Here is a 20,355-nt window from a genome sequence, read left to right as displayed (position 1 = left end):
AGGGGCTGCCCAGGTCGTATCGAGCGCTGACCCGGACAGCCCCTGAACGCGCTCAGCCCTTGCGGGTGTTGATCTCCTCGGTGAGCTGGGGGACGACGTCGAAGAGGTCGCCGACGACGCCGTAGTCGACGAGGTCGAAGATGGGGGCTTCGGCGTCCTTGTTGACGGCGACGATGGTCTTGGAGGTCTGCATGCCGGCCCGGTGCTGGATGGCGCCGGAGATGCCGTTGGCGATGTACAGCTGCGGCGAGACACTCTTGCCGGTCTGGCCGACCTGGTTGGTGTGCGGGTACCAGCCCGCGTCCACCGCCGCCCGCGAGGCGCCGACGGCGGCACCCAGGGAGTCGGCGAGGGCCTCGATGAGGGGGAAGTTCTCGGCGCCGTTGACGCCGCGGCCGCCGGAGACCACGATCGCGGCCTCGGTCAGCTCCGGCCGTCCGGTCGACTCGCGCGGGGTGCGTGCGGTGACCTTGGTGCCGGTGGCCTGCCCGGTGAAGGCGACGGTCAGGGCCTCGACGGTGCCGGCGGCCGGGGCCGGCTCGACGGCGGCGGAGTTGGGCTTGACGGTGATGACCGGGGTGCCCTTGATGACGCGGGTCTTGGTGGTGAAGGAGGCGGCGAACACCGACTGGGTGGCCACCGGGCCCTCCTCGGACGCCTCGAGGTCGGTGGCGTCGGTGATGATGCCCGCACCGATGCGCAGCGCGAGGCGGGCGGCGATCTCCTTGCCCTCGGCGGAGGAGGGCACCAGCACGGCGGCCGGGGAGACGGCGGTGATCGCGGCCTGCAGCGCGTCGACCTTGGGGACGACCAGGTAGTCGGCGTACTCGGCGGCCTCGTGGGTGAGGACCTTGACGGCGCCGTGCTCGGCGAGCGCGGCGGCGGTGTTGGCGGCACCCGCACCGAGCGCGACGGCGACCGGCTCGCCGATGCGGCGGGCCAGGGTCAGCAGCTCCAGGGTGGGCTTGCGGACGGCACCGTCCGCGTGATCGACGTAGACGAGAACTTCAGCCATGGATCCTTGCACCTTTCTCAGATGAACTTCTGGCTTGCGAGGAACTCGGCGAGCTGCTTGCCGCCCTCGCCCTCGTCCTTGACGATCGTGCCCGCGGTGCGGGCCGGACGCTCGGTGGCGGAATCGACCTTGCTCCAGGCACCCGCCAGGCCGACCTCGTCGGCGTCGATCTCCAGATCGGACAGGTCCCAGGCCTGAACCGGCTTCTTCTTCGCCGCCATGATGCCCTTGAACGACGGGTAGCGGGCCTCACCCGACTGGTCGGTCACCGACACCACCGCCGGCAGCGAAGCCTCCAGCTGCTCGGACGCGGCGTCCCCGTCCCGGCGGCCCTTCACGACCCCGTCCGCGACCGTCACCTCGGACAGCTGGGTCACCTGCGGCACGCCCAGCCGCTCGGCGAGCAGCGCGGGCACGATGCCCGCGGTGCCGTCGGTGGACGCCATCCCGGAGACCACCAGGTCGAAACCGGCCTTCTCGATCGCCTTCGCCAACACCAGCGAGGTACCGATCGCATCGGTGCCGTGCAGGTCGTCGTCCTCCACGTGGATGGCCTTGTCCGCGCCCATCGACAGCGCCTTGCGCAGCGCGTCCTTGGCATCCTCCGGACCCACCGTCAAAACGGTGATCTCCACGTCGTCGTCGGAGTTCTCGGAGATCTGCAGCGCCTGCTCGACCGCGTACTCGTCCAGCTCGGAGAGCAGACCGTCCACGTCGTCCCGGTCGACGGTCAGGTCATCGGCGAAGTGCCGATCGCCAGTGGCGTCGGGCACGTACTTCACAGTGACAACGATCCTCAAGCTCAAGACTCTTTCTCCTTTGCAGACTTGCGTAGACATCACTGGCCGCTGCGCCGCAGCCGTACGCGATACGAGTAGTGCTCGGGCAGGAAGTGGCTGCTGGCCAGTTCGACGAGCTGGCCGGCGACCGTCTGGTAGACCCGGTCGATGCGCAGCAGTGCGCGGCCCGGTTCGCAGCCCAGGTGCTTGGCGATCTCCCCAGTGGCCTCCGCGACCGTGATGCTCTGCTCGGCCTCGGCGATCGGTTCGGGCAGACGCTGATCGAGCAGTCCGATGACGGTGAACGCGTTGGGCGTCCCCGGCAACGTCAACTCCGGTACGGATTCCAGCAGTCGGCCCACAGCGGGCGGCAGCCAGACCGACGTGTGGCAGAACGCGACGTCGTCGTGGAGTCGCAGGAACGACAGCTTGTGCACCCGGTCGGTGTGCAGGCCGAGCCGGCCCGCCGCGTCGACGTCGACCCGCCGGTGCAGGGGCGTGACGACGTCCATGCGGGTGTCGATGGACAACCCCATCAGGTCGTCCACCGAGCCGAACTGCCGCAGGTACTGCTCCTCGCGGGGAGCGGCGAACGTACCGCGCCCCGGCACCCGGTAGACCAGCCCCTCCGTCACGAGGTCCTGGAAGGCCCGCCGCACGGTCTGCCGGCTCACCGCGTACGTCTCGGCCAGCTCGGCCTCGGTCGGCAGCCGTACCCCGTCGGGATAGTCGTGCCGCAGGATCGCGGTCCGTAGCTCCCGCGCGAGCCGTACGTACGTGCTCTCCCGCTGTGCCTGCTCAGCCATCGAGACCGCCCCTCGCGACCAACTGCGCGGCGATCACGTTCCGTTGGATCTCGTTCGTGCCCTCGCCGACGATCATCAGCGGCGCGTCACGGAAGTAGCGTTCGACGTCGAACTCGGTGGAGTAGCCGTAACCGCCGTGGATCCGCACGGCGTTGAGCGCGATCTCCATCGCCGTCTCGGACGCGAACAGCTTGGCCATGCCCGCCTCCATGTCGACGCGGCGCCCGGCGTCGGCCTCCCGGGCGGCGTGGAGGGTCAGTTGGCGGGCGGCGGTGAGCTTGGTGGCCATGTCGGCGAGGTAGTTCCCGATGGCCTGGTGGCGCCAGATCGGCTTGCCGAAGCTCTCCCGTTCCTGGGCGTAGCGCAGCGAGTCCTCCAGGGCCGCCCGCCCCACGCCCAGTGCCCGGGCGGCGACCTGGAGCCGGCCCGTCTCCAGCCCCTTCATCATCTGACCGAAGCCGTGGCCCTCCGCGCCGCCCAGCAGCGCCTCGACGGGCACCCGGTGGTCCTCGAAGGACAACTCGCAGCTCTCGACGCCCTTGTAGCCGAGTTTGGGCAGGTCACGGGAGACCACGAGGCCGGGACCGTGTTCGGCCAGCAGGATCGAGATGCCCCGGTGCCGGGGCTCGGCGGCCGGATCGGTCTTGCACAGCAGCGCGATCAGGCCCGCGCGACGGGAGTTGGTGATCCAGGTCTTCGCCCCGTTGACGACGTACTCGCCACCCTCGCGGCGCGCGACCGTCGTCATCGCCTGCAGGTCGGAGCCGCCGCCCGGCTCGGTCAGCGCCATCGTCGCGCGGACTTCCCCGGAGGCCAGCCGGGGCAGGTACCGCCGCTTCTGCTCCTTTGTGCCGTACAGCAGAAGGAGCTTGGCGACGACCGTGTGCCCGCCCATCGCCCCGGCCAGGCTCATCCAGCCGCGCGCGAGTTCCTCGGTGACCAGGACGAAACAGGGCGTGGAGACGGGATTGCCGCCGTACTCCTCGGGGACGGCCAGGCCGTAGATGCCGAGTTCCTTCATCCGCTCGATGAGGCTCTCGGGATAGGTGTCGGAGTGCTCCAGCTCCTGGACGACGGGCTTGACGTCCTTGTCGACGAACTCGCGCACGGTCCGGACGACGAGCCGTTCGTCGTCGGACAGGAGGTCCAGGGCGCTCATCGGGCGGGTCTCCAGATCGTCGGGGTCAGACGACGGCGTCGGCGCGCAGCGCCTCGATGTCGTCGCGGGTGCGGCCGAGTTCGGCGAGGATCGCGTCGGTGTGCTCACCGACGTCCGGTACGGGATCCATGCGCGCGGGCAGGCCCGCGAGGTCGGCCGGCGGGAGCAGCGCCTGCATGGTCGCGCCGGGCACGGCCACCTCCTGCCAGCGCTCGCGGGCGGCCAGGACCGGGTGGTCGAGGAACGCGGCCACGTCGTTGACACCGGCGCAGGCGATGCCGATCTTCTCCAGGTCCGCGAGGATCTCGTCGGCGTCCGAGCGGGCGATGCGCTCGGCGACGATCGCGTTCAACTCCTCGCGGTGGGCGACGCGTTGGGAACCGGTGGCGAAACGGGGGTCGTCCGTCAGCCCCGGCCGGCCCAGGAACTGCGCGCACAGGGCCGCCCACTCGCGCTCGTTCTGGATGGAGAACAGCACCTGCTTGCCGTCGGCGGTGGTGAACGCGCCGTACGGGGCGATGGTCGCGTGCTGGGTGCCGAGGCGGGCGGGCTGGCTGCCGCCGTAGCGGGTGTAGTAGGCGGGCTGGCTGACCCATTCCGCCAGCGCCTCGAACAGCGACACCTCCACCGGATGCGTCCGGCCGGTCGTGGCCCGCGTGTACAGCGCGGTCAGGACGCCGGAGTAGGCGTACATCCCGGCGGCGATGTCGGCGACGGAGATCCCGACCCGGGCGCTCTCCTCGGCGGTTCCGGTCAGCGAGACCAGGCCGGTCTGGCACTGCACCAGCAGGTCGTACGACTTGCGGTCGGCCCAGGGCCCGGTCGTGCCGTAACCGGAGATCGTGCACGGGATCAGCCGCGGGTAGCGCTCGGCCAGCGCGTCCACGCCGAGGCCCAGGCGGTCGGCGGCCCCCGGTGCGAGGTTCTGGACGAACACGTCGGCGCCGTCGAGGAGTTGGTGCAGGATCTCCTTGCCGCGGGGGTCCTTGAGATCGAGGGTGAGGGACTCCTTGGAGCGGTTGAGCCAGACGAAATAGCTGGAGTGGCCGTGCACGGTCGTGTCGTAGCGGCGTGCGAAGTCGCCCTCGCCCGGCCGCTCCACCTTGATCACCCGGGCGCCGAGGTCGGCGAGCTGCCGGGTGGCGTACGGAGCGGCGACGGCCTGCTCCAGGCTGACCACCGTGATGCCGGACAGGGGGAGTTGCCGCACGTCATGCCTCCAGGTCCTGGTGGGGGAACCGTGTTCGCAGCACCTCGGCCGCAGCGGCCCACGTCAGCCCGTCCAGCAGCGCCGGTACGTCCGGACCGCAGGCGGCGGCCTTGGCCCGCAAGTCGGCCTCGGACACCGGGCGTTGGGGCGAGCCGGGCGGAAACGCCAGCTCGGTACGCACCTCGCCGCCGTCGGCGAGAGCGACGCGCAACGCGACCCGGCCGTCCAACAGAGTGGCGGTCTCCCCGGGCAGCAGGTCGACACGGACCAGGTCGACGAGCTTCTGCGCCTCGGGCCGCTGCACGGCGGCGTCCGTGAAGCTGTCGAAGCCGGGATAGTCGTCCAGCAGCGCGGCGGCCACCGCGTACGGAAGCGAGAACTTGCTTTCCAGACCGGTCGCCGGGCGGTCGTGGATGAGCGGTTGAACGGTCCCCGCGGGTGTCGTGACGGTGACCGCGGCGATCTGTCCATGGACCTGGTCGCGCACCTCGCGCAGGGCGGCGATGGGCCGCTGCATCGCGTAGCAGCAGGGGAAGAGCTTGACGGCCAGGCCACCGGGGACGGCCGGCGCGGCGGGGAAGTCCGTCGTGGGGGTGCCGCCGACCCGCTCAAGCCAGGCCTCCAGCGCCCGCGGATCCCCGGTGGCCCCCGCCCGCGCCAGCCGAGCGGCCCGTACGCCCGCGTCGGCGGCGAAGCCGACCTGCAGCGACTTGCTGTGCGTCCCGAAGGCCTCCTGGACGCCACCGGCCGCGGGCACGGCGAGGGCCATCGCGATGGCGAGCCCCTCCACGTCCAGACCGAGGGCGAGACCGGCGGCGACGGCGGCGGCCGGGGCGCCCGCGGTGCACGTCGCGTGCCATCCGGCGGCGTAGTGGCCCCAGCCGAGCATCGCGCCGAGCCGGGCCATGACCCCGGCGCCCGCCAGATAGGCGCGGGCGTCCCCGCCCACGGCGAGCACGGCCGGGACGGTCACCACGGAGATGTGCGTGGTGGTGTCGGTGTGCAGGTCGTCGAAGTCGAGCACATGGGCCATCGTCGCCCAGCGGGCCGCGTCCGGCAGCGGAGCAGCGACGGCGCGCAGGGGATGCCTCTGGGCGGCCAAGGCCACGGCGACAGTGTCGGCCAGCGCCCGCTCCGCCAGCGCCAGGTCGTCCGGCGTCGGGCGGTGGCCGTGGGCCCACTGCGCGAGGGCTCGGGCGACGGTCACAACGGTCCCCCAGGGGTTCGGTGCCTGCTGTGCGCGTACGGCCTCGTGCGGCGTCGTACGGCCGACAGATCCTCTGCGCAGATTTGTACGGCCAAATCCGCGACGCTGTCAACGGCGAACCCGGCGCTGTGACCTGTGTCTTACCGCACTGCATCGACGTGGCGAAGACGACATCCACACCATGCCGAGGCTTTGTACGCAACAATGCGGCACCTGGTCAGGCACCCCCTCGGGAGTTCCGTTGCCCCACTCCGACTCCGCGTCCGCAGCCGCCTTCGGCGTCCTCGAAGACACCGCCCGCACGTGGCGCCCCGACGACGTCCGTACGACCGACCCGCTCGACCCGGCCCCAGCGGCCGCCCTCTCCGCCGTACTGGACCTGCCCGCCCCGGCCGCGGGCGACGGTGATCCGCTCCCGCCGCTGTGGCACTGGCTGCACTTCCTGAACTGGCCCAGGCACAAGGAGCTCGGGCCCGACGGGCACCCCCGGGACGGCCTTTTCCTGCCGCCCTTGCCGCAACGGCGGCGGATGTTCGCGGGCGGGCGGCTGGAGGTCTCCGCGCCGCTGACGCTGGGCCGACCGGCGGAGCAGCACAGCCGGGTCAGCCAGGTGCGGCCCAAACGCGGCCGCAGCGGCGACCTGCTCTTCGTCACCGTACGCAGCGAGTTCCGGCAGGACGGGCGGTTGTGCCTGACCGAGGAACAGGATCTGGTCTACCGAAGTGGCGGCGACGCACCTGTGCCGACCGCACTGGCCCTGGACACCCAGGCCCGACCGCACGACGACGCATCCCCCTGGCAGCAGCCCTGGCACACCGACCCGACCCTGCTGTTCCGCTTCAGCGCCCTGACCGCGAACGCCCACCGCATCCACTACGACAGCCCGTACACGACCGGCGTCGAGGGCTACCCGGGGTTGGTGGTGCACGGCCCGTTGCTGGTCCTCGCCCTGCTCGAACTTGTTCGCAGGCAGCAGCCGGAGCGGCCCGTGCTGACCCTCTCGTACCGGCTGCTCAAGCCCATTTTCTGCGGCGAGCAGTTCCTGGCCTGCGGTGGCCCGGAGGGCGACGGGTCGTCGGCCCGGCTGCGCATTGCGAGCCACCGTGCCGAAGCCCACGCCGGGGCGGACGTGGGCTTCGGCTGACGGAAGGTTCCTTCAGGAATCGCGGCTGGGATCGCACAGCACCATGACCGCGCGGGCGACGAGTTCGCCGGCGCCGCCGAGCTCCTGGCGGTAGCGGCCCGTTATCCCTCGTAGCGTCTCGGCGAAGGCCGGGTCGTCGGCGCGGGCGCGGGCCGGGGGCGGGAGTTCCTGGGCCATCGCGCGGCGGCGTGCCAGCAGCGCGATGATCTCGTCGTCGAGGTGCTGGATCTGGGCGAGTGACAGGTCCGCCGTCAGACCGGCGGCGTGGTTCGTCATCACGAGGGATCTCCGTTCGCCTGCGGGGGCTGGTGGCCGCCCCCGTCCGTCCTCATCGCAGTTGGTCCTCCCTCACCTTGCCCGTGGCGTCGAGCGCCAATTCCTGTCGGAACGCGACGGTTCGCGGAACCCTGAACCGGGCCAGGTGCTCGCGGCTCCAGCCGCGACCACCTGACCGTCCGGCAGTCACCGATCGAGGCCTTTGCTCCGGTCGTGGGACGGTGGTGGGCCAGGATGTACCGCCAGCCTTCCAGCAGGCTTCCGGCCGGTGCCGGTCCTGTGCGTGCGGGATGCGCCTCCTTGCCGCCGATCGCGCGGATCCCGACGGCCGACAGCAGGAAACTGACCGCGTTCGCCATCACGGTCATCACCGGGCCGAACACCCCGATCGCGACCCCGCCGAGGGGCGGCCCGAGGATGGTGGTCGTCCAGGCCGTCGCCTCGAACCGCGCGTTGGCCACGAGCAGGTCGTCCCGCGGCACGAGCGATTTGAGGAAGGCCCCGCTCGCCGCGGTGAAACCGATGTCGGCCGCCAAGACGACGACCGACACAACCAGAAGTTGTACGAAGGTGAGCGCGCCCAGCGCGAAAGCGGCCGGGACCGTCAGCAGCGCCGCGCACCGGACCATGTCCATCCCGATCATCACCGGCCGCTTGCGGCGGAACTCCACCCACGGCCCGAGCGGCACCGCCACCACCGCCCCGACCGCCAGCCCGGCGGCCGCCAGGCCCGACACCTGGGCCGACCCGGCGTGCAGGACGAGTACCGCGATCAAGGGAAACGCGTCGAACGCGAGCCACGTGCCGAGCGCGCTCACCGCGTACGCCGCCCACAGCCACCCGAACCGCCGCCCCAGCGACTGTCTGGCCCTCATGCCCGCCTCCCCGTCCCGCCCCGATGTCGACCGGCGCCATCAAAGCGGGTAGCGAGGCGGCGGAGCAAACAACCGACCCACCCGGCACAGCACAACCAGACGTTGTACAACTGTGGTCGTGGATCTCGACGCAGTGCGCACCTTCGTGGCCGTCGCGGACGCCGGACAGTTCCGGGAAGCCGCCCTCGCCCTGTCCGTCACCCAGCAGGCCGTCTCCAAGCGCGTCGCCGCCCTGGAGAAGGACCTCGGGGTGCGGCTGTTCACCCGCACGGCGCGCGGAGCCCGGCTCGCCGTCGACGGGCAGGTCCTCCTGCCCCACGCCCGCGACCTCCTGCGGGCCGAGGAACGGGCCGCCGCCTCGGTACGCCCCGGCCGCCGCGCGCTGCGCGTCGACGTGATCGGCCGGCGGCTCGCACCGGTTGACCTGGTACGGGACTTCCACCGCGCCCACCCGGAGGTCGCGCTCGACGTCGTGACCCTCTTCGACGCCGACGCGGCGATCGCCGCGGTGCGCTCCGGCACGATCGACGCGTCCTTCCGCGCCCTCACCCTGCCCGCGCGCCGGCTACCCGACGGCATCGAGGCCGCCCGCGTCCACGACGAGCCCGTGCAGCTCCTCACCGGACCGGGCCACGCGCTGGCCGCCGCGCGGACCATCACCCCCGCCCAGCTGGCCGGGCACCGGATCTGGATGCCCGGCAACGTCGCCGGCACCGAGTGGGCCGCCTTCTACGACGACCTCGGGTCGGCGTTCGGGCTCACCATCGAGGTGACCGGCCCCGACTTCGGCGCCGAGCCGCTGCTCGACACCATCGCCGACTCCCCGCTGCTCGCGACCTTCGTCGGCGACCAGACGCGGATGCTCTGGCCGGCCGACCACGACCTGCGCCGCATTCCCGTCCAGGACCCGACGCCGGTCTACCCGCACTCCCTGATCTGGCGGGGCGACAACCCGCACCCGGCGCTCGGCCTGCTCCGCTCCCACCTCGGCTCTCCACGGCCCGACGCCGACACGTGGACGCCGAAGTGGGCGCAGTAGCCTTCCGCCCGGATCACCGCTCACGCCGGGCTCCGGCCTGCATGAACCGGCAACGGCCGACGGTCAGTTGAGGGTGTCGGGGTCCGGGCCGGTGCGCAGGCCCCGGTCGAGGGCGGCGATCGCGGTCATCTCCTCGTCGGCGAGGGCGAAGTCGAAGACGTCGATGTTCTCGCGGATGCGGGCGGGCGTGACGGACTTCGGGATCACCACGTTGCCGAGCTGGAGGTGCCAGCGCAGCACCACCTGGGCGGGTGACCTGCCGTGGGTTTCGGCGATCGTGGTCAGTGCGGGATCCGCGAGCACCGCGCCCTGGGCCAGCGGGCTCCATGCCTCGGTGACGATGCCCAAGTCGGTGTGCAGGGCGCGCAGTTCGCGCTGCTGAAGTCCCGGGTGCAGCTCGATCTGGTTGACGGCCGGTACCAGCGCACCGTCCTCCAGCAGCCGCCGCAGGTGGGCGGGCTGGAAGTTGGAGACACCGGCGGCCCGGATCCGTCCGTCGGCCACCAGCTTCTCGATGGCCTGCCAGGACTCCCGGTACAGGTCGCGGGCCGGGGTGGGCCAGTGGATCAGGTACAGGTCGACGTACTCCAGGCCCAGCTTGGCGAGGCTCGCGTCGAACGCGCGGAGCGTGGCGTCGTAACCCTGGTCCTCGTTCCACAACTTGGTGGTGATGAAGAGCTCTTCGCGGGCGATGCCGGAGGACGCGAGGGCGGTGCCGACGCCCGCCTCGTTGCCGTAGACGGCGGCGGTGTCGATGCTCCGGTAGCCGGCCTCCAGCGCGGAGCTGACCGCGGCGGTGGTCTCGGCGTCGGGGACCTGGAAGACGCCGAAGCCGAGCTGGGGGATCCGGACGCCGTTGTTGAGCGTGACGGTGGGGACGGTGCGGGTCATGTGCTGAAGTTCCTTGCGCGAGGTGGGGGTTGGGTCAGTGCCGGGCGGCGACCGGCGAGCTCTCGGCCGGTTTGGAGGCGGTCACGACGCGGCCGGCGGACAGGGGGCGGCGGCGGTCGAGGAAGGCGGCCAGGAAGGAGAGCAGCAGTGCGGCGCCGGCGAGGAGGGCGCCGATCCAGCTCGGGGAGGTGTAGCCGAGTCCGGCCGCGATGGCGACGCCGCCCAGCCAGGCGGCCAGTGCGTTGCCGAGGTTGAAGGCGCCGATGTTGGCGGCGGAGGCCAGCGTCGGGGCGGCCGAGGCCTGGTCCAGCACCCACTTCTGCAGCGGGGGCACGGTGGCGAAACCCAGGGCGCCGATCAACGTCAGGGTGATCGCCGCCAGGACCTTGTTGTGGGCGGTGGCCGTGAAGAGCAGCAGCATGAGGGACAGCGAGCCGAGAGCGGTGAACAGCATCGGCATCAAGGCCCGGTCGGCGAACCGGCCGCCCACCAGGTTGCCGAGGAACATGCCCACCCCGAACAGCACCAGCAGCCAGGTGACCGCACCGGCCGAGTAGCCCGCGACCTCGGTCATCATCGGCGTGATGTAGGTGATCGCGGCGAAGACACCGCCGAAGCCGAGGATCGTCATCGCCATCGCGATCCACACCTGGACGTTGCGGAAGGCGGCCAACTCGGTACGGATGCCGTCGGTCTCGGCCCGGCCCGTCTCGGGCACGAGTTTGGCCACCCCGAGCAGTCCGACGATGCCGAGCGCGGCCACACCGATGAAGGTGACCCGCCACCCGGCGGCTTGGCCGACGTAGGTGCCGAGCGGGACGCCCACGATGTTGGCGACGGTCAGACCCGTGAACATCAGGGAGATCGCCGCCGCCTTCTTCTGCGGCGCGACCAGTCCGGCCGCGACCACGGAGCCGATGCCGAAGAACGCGCCGTGCGCGAGGGAGGCGATCACCCGGCCGACGAGCATGACGCCGAAGGTGGGGGCGAACGCGGACAGGGCGTTGCCCACCACGAACAGGCCCATGAGGAACATGAGCATCTTCTTGCGGGAGACCTTGGTGCCCAGGACGGTCAGCACCGGTGCGCCGAGGACGACACCGAGGGCGTAGCCGGAGACCAGCCGGCCCGCGGTGGGGATGGAGACGCCGAAGTCACCCGCGACCTCGGGCAGCACGCCCATGATCACGAACTCGGTGGTGCCGATCCCGAAGGCCCCGATGGCCAGGGCCAGGAGGGCGAGTGGCATGGGAAGAACCTTCCAGGCGATTGCGTGTAGCGCTTACGAGCGTCGACAATAGTTGCAGACGCGGGATAATTGCAAGCGCAGTGAGTGTCTGGTGCGGGTAGCGTGCGCCTGCAACTATGTGCGCATGGGAAAGCCCCTGCGGCCGGCCACCGGGACGGTGACGCTCGCGGGGGCTTCAGGTGTCAGGCGGGCACGCCGAGTGTCTCGACCGCCTTGACCAGCGGGGCGAGCTCCGGGTTCCGGGCGGCCTCGTCCAGGGCTTCGCGCAGGGCGGCCTCGTTGGTCGGGCGGGCCTGAGTCAGCAGCTCGAGGCCGGCCTCGGTGACGTTGGTGTAGATGCCGCGCCGGTCGGTGGGGCACAGGTAGCGGGTCAGCAGGCCACGGTCCTCCAGGCGGGTGACCAGCCGGGTCGTGGCGCTCTGACTCAGGACTACGGCGTCGGCGACCTGCTTCATCTGCAGATGGCCGCCCTTCCCCTCGTGCTGCCGGCTCAGCACGTCCAGCAGGGAGTACTCCCGCACGCTGAGGTCGTGCTCGGACTGCAGGGCGCGCTCGATGTGGGCCTCGATCCTGCCGTGCAGCAGTGAGAGGGCGCACCAGCCCTGGGCGAGGGCGGTGAGCGCCGGGTCCGTCGCGGTCATGGGGCCTGAATCCTCTGCTCCGAAGTGGGTGTCGTCCAGGATAGGTCATCCGTGAAATTATCGGCGAGAGCAGATATGGCGCGCCCGCAAGTTACGTCGGGTCGCGGTCACGGGCGTACGACTGGTACACCCATGGCATGGCAGACGACGATCCCGAGCCTTTTGTAGTGGGACAGACGGCGCTGGTCGTACCCGTACCGGAGGCGGAGTCCGCGGTCCGGGTCTGGCGGAACCGCTTCGACCCGGTGGCCCGAGCCGGTGTCCCCGCACACGTCACCGTGGTCTTCCCGTTCCTGCCCGCCTCCCGCGTCGATGCCGGGACCTGCGCGGTCCTGGACGACATGTTCGGGCGTCACCGGTCCTTCGACGTGCGGTTCGAGGAGTGCGGACGGTTTCCCGGGGTGCTGTACCTCGCGCCCACCCCGGACGCTCCGTTCCGCCGGCTCACCGAGGCGGTCGTCGACCGATATCCGGAAGCCCCGCCGTACGGCGGGAAGTACGAACCCCACCCGCATCTGACGGTCGCCCAGGGGCAGGACGACACCGTGCTGGACGAGATCGAGACCGGCCTTCGCCCCGGCCTCCCCTTCGCGGCACGCGTGCCGACGGTCGACCTCGTGGTCTACAGCGGTACCGACTGGCAGCACCGGGCGTCCTTCTCCCTCCGGTAGCCGACCGGAGACCTTTCGGCACCCCGAAACTCCCTGGCCTGCGCACTCGTCGCGCCGGTATCGTCCGGCCTCCCGATCAGCCGCACCGGCGGCCGGTCTCTGCGGAGAGCGAACGCCATGACCAGCCCGCGACCGACGACGACCCTGTGGCGCCCCACGGGCCCCAAGGAGCTGGACCTGGTCCGGGAGTCGGGCTGGCGTGCCTGGCCGCCCCGGCTCCCCGAGCAGCCGATCTTCTACCCGGTGCTCAACGAGGACTACGCCGTCAAGATCGCCAGGGACTGGAACGTCAAGCACGATGGCGCGGGCTTCGTCACCCGCTTCGAGGTCGACTCGGAGTTCGTGAGCAGGTACCCCGTGCAGCAGGCCGGTGGCAGGACCATCCTCGAGCTGTGGGTTCCGGCCGAGGAGCTCGACGAGTTCAACACCCACATCGTCGGTGAGATCCAGGTCGTCCACGAGTTCCGGTGACGGTCACTGGCGCGCCAAGCGCCGCATCGTCAGCACCAGTTGAAGCCTGAGCCGCCCCTGCGGAGTGCGCAGCCGCCACCCGAGCAGATGCTCGGCCTGGGTCAGCCGGTCCTGGAGCGTGGAGTGGTGGACGGTGATTTCGGCGGCGGCCGCGCGCAGGCTCACTGTCGAGGCGACGGCGTGCAGGGTGGCGAGCAGCCAGGGGGCGGCCGCGGCGGCCGACTCCAGCGCGAGGACGTCGGGCGGGGGATCGGCACCCGGTACGACGAGGTCGGCGAGGAGCGCGACACCGCCGAGTTCGTCAGCGTGGACGACGCGCTCGCCCGGGTCCTGCGGACCGCCCTCCGCCGTGAACCGCAGCGCGGTCCGGGCGGCCGCCCAGGAGTGAGGCAGGTCCAGTACGGGAACGGCCGGGCCCACACCGACGCGGCCGGTCGGCAGCCCGGCGTCCGTCTGGGCAGGCAGGATTCGCGGCCGTCCGGCGAGCGGCGCCAGGACGCGTGCCGGGGCGGTCGGGTCCAGGCCCAGCCGACGAGCGGCGTGCAGCCGGGCCGGTTCCGGGGCCGTGGCGTCGAGCACCGTCTCGACCAGCGCGGGGTCGTCGACGGGCGCCCGGCCCCGCGTGCGGTCGAGGACCACTCGTACGGCGCCCGCGGCCCGCTCCAGGATGACCGCGTCGACCACGCTGGGTGCTGCTCGAGAGCGCTCCAGCCACAGCGCCGGAACGCCGTCCGGCGTCAGCGCCGCGGACGGCCAGGCGGGATCCGGCGGGAGATCCGAGTCCCTTCGCGCGCCGTCGGGCTCCACGCGTACGGCCACGTGCCGCTCGGCGTCGACGAGGCGGGCGGGCACCCCGGCCAGCACGGCGGCGCCCCGCACCAGCGTCTCCAGACCGGCTCGTGACTCGGCCAGCCGGTCGAAGTAGGCGATGACCCGGACGGCGGCACCGGCGTCGGGATCCAGCGCGGTCAGGCGCCCGGCCAGCTCTTTCATACGGTCATCATGCGCCATGGCGCACTCCGTGAGGAGTGGCGAGGAAGTCCGGCCGCGATATGCGGTCGGTGCGGCCGGACTCCGGTGCCGTCAGCGGGCGGCCCGCGTCAGCAGTTCTTCACTGCCTTGCTGCGGAAAGCCGGCACCCGCGCCGGAGCGGCAGCCGAGGAACACTCCTGACCACCGCCCCGCGCACCCGCCCGACGGGCGTCCTTCACCGTTCCAGGAGCCTGCGCAGCCAGACCAGATGTGCCGCCCGAGCCGCCTTCGACAAGGGAGCCTGCGGGGCGAAACCGTCGAAGCCGTGGAAGCCGCCGGGCCACACGTGCAGCTCGGCCACCCCGCCGGCCTGCCAGATGCGGGAGGCGAAGGCGACGACCTCGTCCCGGAAGGTCTCCGCGGAACCGACGTCCAGGAAGGCCGGGGGCAGACCGGTCAGGTCCTCGGCGCGTGCGGGCGCGGCGTACGGGGACACGTCCGGGCCGCCTCGCGCGGTGCCGAGGAGCGCTGTCCAGCCGGTCTCGTTGGCCGTGCGGTCCCAGACGCCGAGGCCCGCCATCTGGTGCGTGGACGGGGTGTCGTTGCGGTCGTCCAGCATCGGGCACATCAGCACCTGGCCGATCGGCCGCGGGCCCTTGCGGTCCCGGGTGAGCAGGGCCAGTGACGCGCTGAGCCCGCCGCCCGCGCTGGCGCCCGCCATCACGATCCGTTCCGGGTCCGCCCCGAGTTCCTCGGCGTGCTCCACCGTCCACAGCAGACCGGCGTACGCGTCCTCGATCTGGGCCGGATACGGATGCTCCGGCGCCAGCCGGTACTCCACGGACACCACGACCGCGTCCAGCTCCTGCGCCCACGCCAGCGGAACGTCCACACCGACCCGGTTGTTGCCGATGATCATGCCGCCGCCGTGGACGTGATAGACGACGGGCCGCGGACCCGCGGTCGCCGGAGTGGCGGGGCGGCAGATCAGCAGCGAGATGTCGGGCGCGTTCTCGGGGCCGGGCACCGTGCGGTCCTCGACCTCGAAGAACCCGCCGACGGTCAGGTCGAGGTCGGCCAGCATCTGGATGCCGGGGCCCTGGCGCACCGCGTCGATCTCGTCGAGCGTGAGGCCGGGGTGCACCACGTCCTTGATCAGCTCCAGGGCTGCGGCAAGTTCGGGGTCGAACGGGGGTGGGACCAGGGTCATGACGTTCTCCTCACGCACGGCGCGGCGGCTCTGGACCGTCATGATTCACGCATCGCCCACCGTCCCGACTGCCGCCGTCCGGCGGAACCTGCCCGCCGAACGGCGGGTGGCCGCTCGCCACCGGCTCATTACCTTTTGTTCATCTGTGCGGGGTGGAAGGGATCATTTTCGCCGACAACGCTGGCGAAACCCCCACTTGCACCAGGAGCACCACCCGTGAACGTTTCCCTCACAGTCTGGCTGTTGACCGTCGCCGCTCTGTGCGCCCTCGTGGCTGTCGACTTCTTCATCGGCCGCAAACCGCACGATGTGTCGATCAGGGAGGCGGGTGCCTGGACGGTCGTCTGGGTCGTCCTGGCCTGCCTCTTCGGGCTCGGAGTGTACTTCTACGGCGGCGGCGGGCCCACCGGCGAGTTCTTCGCCGGGTACATCACCGAGAAGTCGCTGAGTGTCGACAACCTCTTCGTCTTCGTCCTGATCATGGGGAAGTTCGCGGTGCCCTCGCAGTACCAGCAGCGGGTGCTGATGGTCGGAGTCCTGGTGGCCCTGGTGCTGCGCGCGGGATTCATCGCGGCGGGCGCGGCCATCATCTCCGCCTTCTCCTGGGTGTTCTACATCTTCGGCGCCTTCCTGATCTGGACCGCCTGGAAGCTGATCCAGGACGCCCGCAAGGACGAGCACGAAGAGGAGTACCAGGAGAACAAGCTGCTCAAGGTGGTGGAGAAGCGTTTCGGCGTGGCCGACCGCTACCACGGCACCAAGCTGTGGATCGAGCAGAACGGCAAGCGGGTCATGACGCCGATGCTGGTCGTGATGCTGGCGATCGGCTCCACCGACGTCCTGTTCGCCCTGGACTCCATCCCGGCGATCTACGGGCTGACCCAGGACCCGTACATCGTGTTCACGGCCAACGCCTTCGCCCTGATGGGTCTCAGGCAGCTGTACTTCCTCATCGGCGGACTGCTCAAGAAGCTGGTCCACCTCAGCTACGGCCTGTCGATCATCCTGGGCTTCATCGGCGTCAAGCTGGTGCTGCACGCCCTGCACGAGTCCGGGGTCCACGTCCCGGAGATCTCCATCCCGTTCTCGCTCGGCTTCATCGTGCTCGTCCTCGCGATCACGACGGCCACCAGCCTGTGGGCCGCGAAGAAGCAGGAGGAGCAGGCGGAACAGGAGCGGCAAGCCGAGCAGGAGCAGGAAGAGGGGACCGAGGCGGGACGCCCGGCCTAGGGCCTGTCTGACAATTCCCGTCTGCCGCGCGACGCCATGCACGCTCCCCCACTGCCTTAAGGGCGTGGGAGGTGCCCCCACTCGCCGCACCGGGCGCAGACCCGAGTACGTCCAGTACGCGGGTCCACGCCCGGCACGCCGAGAGCACGCACCTGACGCCGCGCGGCCCGGCCTTCGGCCGGACGACGGGAATTGTCAGACAGGCCCTAGCGGCGCTCAGTCCGTCTCGGGAGCGGCCTTCGCGCGCACCATCACACAGTCGAACTCGACCACCCGCCCCGTGGCCGCCTCGCGCGTCACCGGGTACATGCCCGTGATCTCGAAGCCACTGTCCTCGTACGTGGCCATGGCCTCGCTCATCTTCGGGCTGCCCTCGTACAGCCGCAGCACGGCGACCTCGGACTGCAGGCCCACGAAGTCCCCGATCCGTTCCCCGGCACCGGCGAACACCTCCAGGTCGTAGCCCTGTGTGTCCATTTTCAGGAACGGGCGCGGCTCGTCGATGCCGTCGAGCGCCTCCTCCATCACGCCGTCGAGGCGGCGGATCCGGATCTCCTCGGTACGGGTCTTGGTGAAGCGCTGGTAGCGGCCGCGGCCGTAATCGCTGGGCGGCAGCAGGGAGTTCATGGTGTTCCAGCCCGTGTGGATGGAGCTGACCGTGTCCTCGCGGCCGAGGCCGAGGTGGTGCACCTGCCACTCGGGGTCGTCCGCGGCGGCCTTGCACAGCCGCTCGAAGGCGTCCGCGGTGGGCTCGAAGGACACGATCCGGCCGGTGTAGCCGAACCGGCGCAGCCTCTTGGCGTACTGCCCGGCGTTGGCCCCGACGTCGAAGACGCAGTTCACGCCGTAGAAGTCGAGCATCGCGGCGACGTGCTGGGGGCACAGGTACTCGGCGGCCGCCAGTTGCAGCCGACGTTCGTCCCCTCCGGCCTGCTCGTCGAGGAGCAGCCGGGCACCGCTGTCGCCGAGCCGGACGCTCTTCCACTTGCCGAGTGCCTTGGTCTTCGCCACCACCCAGGTGTCCTTGCCGGCGCCGGTCACCGAGTATCGGCCGTGGTCCTGGGTCAGCAGGTCCGCACCGGGCCCGAGCGGCGTCCGGACGCGTCCGCCGCGGCGTGAGACCACCGCGGTACCCGGTCCGAGGTCGGTCACCCGCACGCCCAGTCGGGGCATCAGCTTGAGCATCTGTCGGTAAAGGGTCTGCATCCGGTCACCCTTCCAGACGTGACCTGAAGTGGTCGCTGCTTTGAACGAACTTGGTCCTGCCTGTGAACGCCGGTTGCCGCGGACGTCGGCGCCGAGCGCCCTCGGCGGCCGACTGGCCGCCGGTGCTTGACTTCGAGAGCGCTCGAAGACCTAGCGTCGCCGAGGACGGTGGAGATCGGGCGGACGGAGACGGGCATGCGAGTGGGCGTACACATCAACCGGTTCGACCACAGCGGGGGAGGACCCGCACTCGGCGCCGAACTCGCCGCGACGGGCGCGGCGGCCGAGGCAGCGGGGATCAGCTGGCTCTCCGTCATGGACCACTACTTCCAGATGGAGTTCAACGGCGGCGCCGAGGCGCCGATGCTGGAGGCCTACACGACCCTCGGCTATCTCGCGGGCCACACCTCCACGGTGCGGCTGGGCGCGCTGGTGACCGGCGTGACCTACCGGCACCCCGGACTGCTCGCCAAGATCGCCACCTCGCTCGACGTCCTGTCCGGCGGGCGCGCCACCCTCGGCATCGGCGCGGCCTGGTACGACCGCGAGCACGAGGGGCTCGGCGTGCCGTACCCGCCGCTCGCGGAGCGCTTCGAGCGGCTGGAGGAGACGCTGCGGATCTGTCTGCAGATGTGGGACCCGGCGGCGAACGGCCCGTTCGAGGGCAAGCACTACCAGCTTGCCGAGACTCTGTGCGTACCGGCGCCGGTCAGCAGCCCCCACCCCGAGATCATGATCGGCGGGGGAGGCGAGAAGAAGACACTCCGTCTGGTCGCCCAGTACGCGGACGCCTGCAACCTGATCGCCTCGTCCGCCGAGGAGATCAGGCACAAGCTGAATGTGCTGCGCGGGCACTGCGACACCGTGGGGCGGGACTACGACCGGATCCGCAAGACGATCGCCTACACCGGAGAGCCGGCCACCGAGGGAGACCTCGACGCCTTCCTGCGGGACATCGCCGACTACACCGGGCTCGGCCTCGACACCGTGATCCTGGCGCCGCGCCTCGGAGAGCCCGCCGCGTGGATCGAGAGCTTCGCGGCCCCGGTAGTTCAGCGGCTGGCCGAACTGGACTGAGCCTGAGCGGGCCGGCTGCGGGAGACGACGCGCATCCCGCAGCCGTCGATCACGCGGACCTGCAACGAGCCGCAGCCGCAACGGGTCCACACCGTGTGGCCCGCCCCGGTGCTGTGCCTCGACACCACCTGGAAGGGCTCGGCATCGTCGGGCCAGCCGCAGTGCGGGCAGACGGCGCCGGTCGTGCTGATCATGGCAACTCCTCGTACGTCCTGACTGCTGGGTCGACCGTCGCGACACAGCCAGGGTGCAGCCGAGGATTCGTACACGTCCAGGTTGACTTTGTGGACCTCACCTTGAAGCGTGGGCTTCATGATTGACCTGCGCCGACTGCACGTCCTGCGGGCGGTGGCCCACTACGGCACGGTCACCGCGGCTGCCCGCGCCCTGCACTTCACCACGTCCGCGGCCTCGCAGCAGATCCGCCAGCTCGCCCGCGACCTCGGCGTCGACCTCCTCGAACCGCAGGGCCGCGGGGTACGGCTGACCCCGGCCGCAGAGAGCCTGCTCGCGCACGCGGATGCGATCCAGGCCCGCTGGGAACAGGCCGAACTCGACCTGCGCGGCGAACACGCCCCCGCCGGGCCGCTGCGCGTGAGCGGGTTCCCGGTGGCCGTCTCCGTGCTGCTCGCCCCGATGGCGGTGCGACTGCAGGAGCGTCATCCGCGGCTCTCCGTCCGCATCCAGGAGGCGGCCGTGCTCGACAGCTTCGACCTGCTCTTCGAGGGCGAGACCGACCTGGCCGTCGTCGAGGCCACCCCGCACAACCCGCCCCTGAGCGACGCCCGCTTCGACCAACAGCCGCTCCTGGACGACCCGTTCGACCTCGTCGTCCCCGAAGACCACTCGTTGGCGGGGCGCGAGCGGGTCGACCTCTCCGACGCGGCGCACGAGGACTGGATCGCGCCGGTGGCGGACAGTCCCTGCCGCCCGCACGTGATGGCCGCGTGCGGGGAGGCAGGGTTCAGCCCGAACGTCGTGCATCACGCGCTGGACTGGAACGTCACGGCCCACCTGGTCGCCAACCGGCTCGGCGTCGCACTGATCCCGCGGCTGGCCCAGCTGACCCCGCACCTGCCGATCACCCGGGTGCGCTGCACGGGCAACCCGCACCGCAAGCTGCTCACCTGCACCCGCCGGGGCGGCCGGGAACGGCCCGCGGTCGCGGCCGCGCTGCAGGAACTGCGCGAGCTGGCGCCGACGGCGGTGGCCTGACATGCCAAAGGG

At 71.1% G+C, this 20,355-nt stretch carries 21 protein-coding genes and 1 pseudogene; 7 read left to right on the top strand and 15 right to left on the bottom strand.

Translation table 11 applies throughout. The features are described 5' to 3' along the window. Window positions 1-52 precede the first annotated feature (52 nt). From OG303_RS06950 to OG303_RS06925, 6 genes are read right to left on the bottom strand one after another with little or no spacing between them, the layout of a single operon-like run. On the bottom strand, window positions 53-1,015 hold the full coding sequence (locus OG303_RS06950; protein WP_405865826.1) for an electron transfer flavoprotein subunit alpha/FixB family protein: 963 nt from the start codon (window positions 1,013-1,015) through the stop codon (window positions 53-55). Window positions 1,016-1,032: 17 nt separating this feature from the next. Beyond that, window positions 1,033-1,821, bottom strand: a complete 789-nt coding sequence (locus OG303_RS06945; protein WP_405865824.1) for an electron transfer flavoprotein subunit beta/FixA family protein — start codon at window positions 1,819-1,821, stop codon at window positions 1,033-1,035. Between the two features lie 32 nt (window positions 1,822-1,853). Beyond that, complete coding sequence (locus OG303_RS06940; RefSeq protein ID WP_405865822.1) at window positions 1,854-2,600, bottom strand: GntR family transcriptional regulator; 747 nt, start codon at window positions 2,598-2,600, stop codon at window positions 1,854-1,856. Beyond that, window positions 2,593-3,759, bottom strand: coding sequence for an acyl-CoA dehydrogenase family protein (locus OG303_RS06935; protein ID WP_405865820.1), 1,167 nt, complete (start codon window positions 3,757-3,759; stop codon window positions 2,593-2,595). The genes OG303_RS06940 and OG303_RS06935 overlap by 8 nt, the downstream gene beginning before the upstream one ends. Window positions 3,760-3,784: 25 nt before the next feature. After that, entirely contained in the window at window positions 3,785-4,969 is a 1,185-nt protein-coding gene (locus OG303_RS06930) for a CaiB/BaiF CoA transferase family protein (RefSeq protein ID WP_405865818.1), read from the bottom strand. Window position 4,970: 1 nt separating this feature from the next. Next, window positions 4,971-6,176: an MmgE/PrpD family protein gene (locus OG303_RS06925; protein ID WP_405865816.1), complete on the bottom strand. Its 1,206-nt coding sequence runs from the start codon at window positions 6,174-6,176 to the stop codon at window positions 4,971-4,973. Between the two features lie 241 nt (window positions 6,177-6,417). Between OG303_RS06925 and OG303_RS06920 the strand changes: the two genes are divergently transcribed. Continuing rightward, window positions 6,418-7,320: a hypothetical protein gene (locus tag OG303_RS06920; protein WP_405865814.1), complete on the top strand. Its 903-nt coding sequence runs from the start codon at window positions 6,418-6,420 to the stop codon at window positions 7,318-7,320. Between the two features lie 12 nt (window positions 7,321-7,332). Here the strand turns inward: OG303_RS06920 and OG303_RS06915 are convergent, their stop codons facing one another. Together OG303_RS06915 and OG303_RS06910 are read right to left on the bottom strand one after the other, a co-directional pair. Next, window positions 7,333-7,596 (bottom strand): hypothetical protein, encoded by a 264-nt coding sequence (locus OG303_RS06915; RefSeq protein ID WP_405865812.1) that lies wholly within the window; start codon window positions 7,594-7,596, stop codon window positions 7,333-7,335. A gap of 224 nt (window positions 7,597-7,820) precedes the next feature. Next, a pseudogene (locus OG303_RS06910) lies at window positions 7,821-8,471 on the bottom strand (MFS transporter); the annotation flags it as partial. A 118-nt stretch (window positions 8,472-8,589) separates the two neighbouring features. Here OG303_RS06910 and OG303_RS06905 point away from each other — a divergent pair. Further along, window positions 8,590-9,510, top strand: coding sequence for a LysR family transcriptional regulator (locus OG303_RS06905; RefSeq protein ID WP_405865810.1), 921 nt, complete (start codon window positions 8,590-8,592; stop codon window positions 9,508-9,510). A gap of 63 nt (window positions 9,511-9,573) precedes the next feature. On the opposite strand, the gene OG303_RS06900 is transcribed toward OG303_RS06905, so the two are convergent. From OG303_RS06900 to OG303_RS06890, 3 genes are all read right to left on the bottom strand, one after another. After that, window positions 9,574-10,401: an aldo/keto reductase gene (locus OG303_RS06900; protein WP_405865808.1), complete on the bottom strand. Its 828-nt coding sequence runs from the start codon at window positions 10,399-10,401 to the stop codon at window positions 9,574-9,576. Window positions 10,402-10,435: 34 nt separating this feature from the next. Continuing rightward, window positions 10,436-11,650, bottom strand: a complete 1,215-nt coding sequence (locus OG303_RS06895; RefSeq protein WP_405865806.1) for an MFS transporter — start codon at window positions 11,648-11,650, stop codon at window positions 10,436-10,438. 182 nt (window positions 11,651-11,832) lie between these two features. After that, window positions 11,833-12,291, bottom strand: a complete 459-nt coding sequence (locus OG303_RS06890; RefSeq protein ID WP_405865804.1) for a MarR family winged helix-turn-helix transcriptional regulator — start codon at window positions 12,289-12,291, stop codon at window positions 11,833-11,835. A gap of 137 nt (window positions 12,292-12,428) precedes the next feature. Between OG303_RS06890 and OG303_RS06885 the strand changes: the two genes are divergently transcribed. Together OG303_RS06885 and OG303_RS06880 are read left to right on the top strand one after the other, a co-directional pair. Beyond that, complete coding sequence (locus OG303_RS06885; protein WP_405865802.1) at window positions 12,429-12,962, top strand: 2'-5' RNA ligase family protein; 534 nt, start codon at window positions 12,429-12,431, stop codon at window positions 12,960-12,962. 117 nt (window positions 12,963-13,079) lie between these two features. Beyond that, the gene (locus OG303_RS06880; protein ID WP_405865800.1) at window positions 13,080-13,433 is read left to right on the top strand and encodes a hypothetical protein; all 354 of its coding nucleotides are present in this window, start codon (window positions 13,080-13,082) and stop codon (window positions 13,431-13,433) included. Window positions 13,434-13,436: 3 nt separating this feature from the next. Here OG303_RS06880 and OG303_RS06875 read toward each other — a convergent pair whose 3' ends face one another. Further along, window positions 13,437-14,426 (bottom strand): helix-turn-helix domain-containing protein, encoded by a 990-nt coding sequence (locus OG303_RS06875; protein ID WP_405877119.1) that lies wholly within the window; start codon window positions 14,424-14,426, stop codon window positions 13,437-13,439. A gap of 214 nt (window positions 14,427-14,640) precedes the next feature. Beyond that, window positions 14,641-15,615 (bottom strand): alpha/beta hydrolase, encoded by a 975-nt coding sequence (locus OG303_RS06870; protein ID WP_405877117.1) that lies wholly within the window; start codon window positions 15,613-15,615, stop codon window positions 14,641-14,643. 216 nt (window positions 15,616-15,831) lie between these two features. Here OG303_RS06870 and OG303_RS06865 point away from each other — a divergent pair, with 216 nt between their 5' ends. After that, the gene (locus tag OG303_RS06865; protein WP_405865798.1) at window positions 15,832-16,845 is read left to right on the top strand and encodes a TerC family protein; all 1,014 of its coding nucleotides are present in this window, start codon (window positions 15,832-15,834) and stop codon (window positions 16,843-16,845) included. A 216-nt stretch (window positions 16,846-17,061) separates the two neighbouring features. Here the strand turns inward: OG303_RS06865 and OG303_RS06860 are convergent, their stop codons facing one another. Next, window positions 17,062-18,051 (bottom strand): FkbM family methyltransferase, encoded by a 990-nt coding sequence (locus OG303_RS06860; RefSeq protein ID WP_405865796.1) that lies wholly within the window; start codon window positions 18,049-18,051, stop codon window positions 17,062-17,064. A gap of 195 nt (window positions 18,052-18,246) precedes the next feature. On the opposite strand from OG303_RS06860, the gene OG303_RS06855 reads away from it, so the two are divergent. Continuing rightward, the gene (locus tag OG303_RS06855) at window positions 18,247-19,128 is read left to right on the top strand and encodes an LLM class F420-dependent oxidoreductase (protein WP_405865794.1); all 882 of its coding nucleotides are present in this window, start codon (window positions 18,247-18,249) and stop codon (window positions 19,126-19,128) included. Here the strand turns inward: OG303_RS06855 and OG303_RS06850 are convergent. Beyond that, complete coding sequence (locus OG303_RS06850) at window positions 19,104-19,322, bottom strand: hypothetical protein (protein WP_405865792.1); 219 nt, start codon at window positions 19,320-19,322, stop codon at window positions 19,104-19,106. The genes OG303_RS06855 and OG303_RS06850 overlap by 25 nt on opposite strands. Before the next feature lie 118 nt (window positions 19,323-19,440). Between OG303_RS06850 and OG303_RS06845 the strand changes: the two genes are divergently transcribed. Further along, window positions 19,441-20,343, top strand: a complete 903-nt coding sequence (locus OG303_RS06845) for a LysR family transcriptional regulator (protein WP_405865790.1) — start codon at window positions 19,441-19,443, stop codon at window positions 20,341-20,343. Window positions 20,344-20,355 lie beyond the last annotated feature (12 nt).

The organism is Streptomyces sp. NBC_00005, assembly GCF_045160215.1.
In the GTDB taxonomy this organism is placed as follows: Bacteria; Actinomycetota; Actinomycetes; order Streptomycetales; family Streptomycetaceae; genus Streptomyces.
The sequence above is the reverse complement of the archived record's forward strand: the minus strand, read 5'-3'. Positions and strand labels throughout refer to the sequence as shown.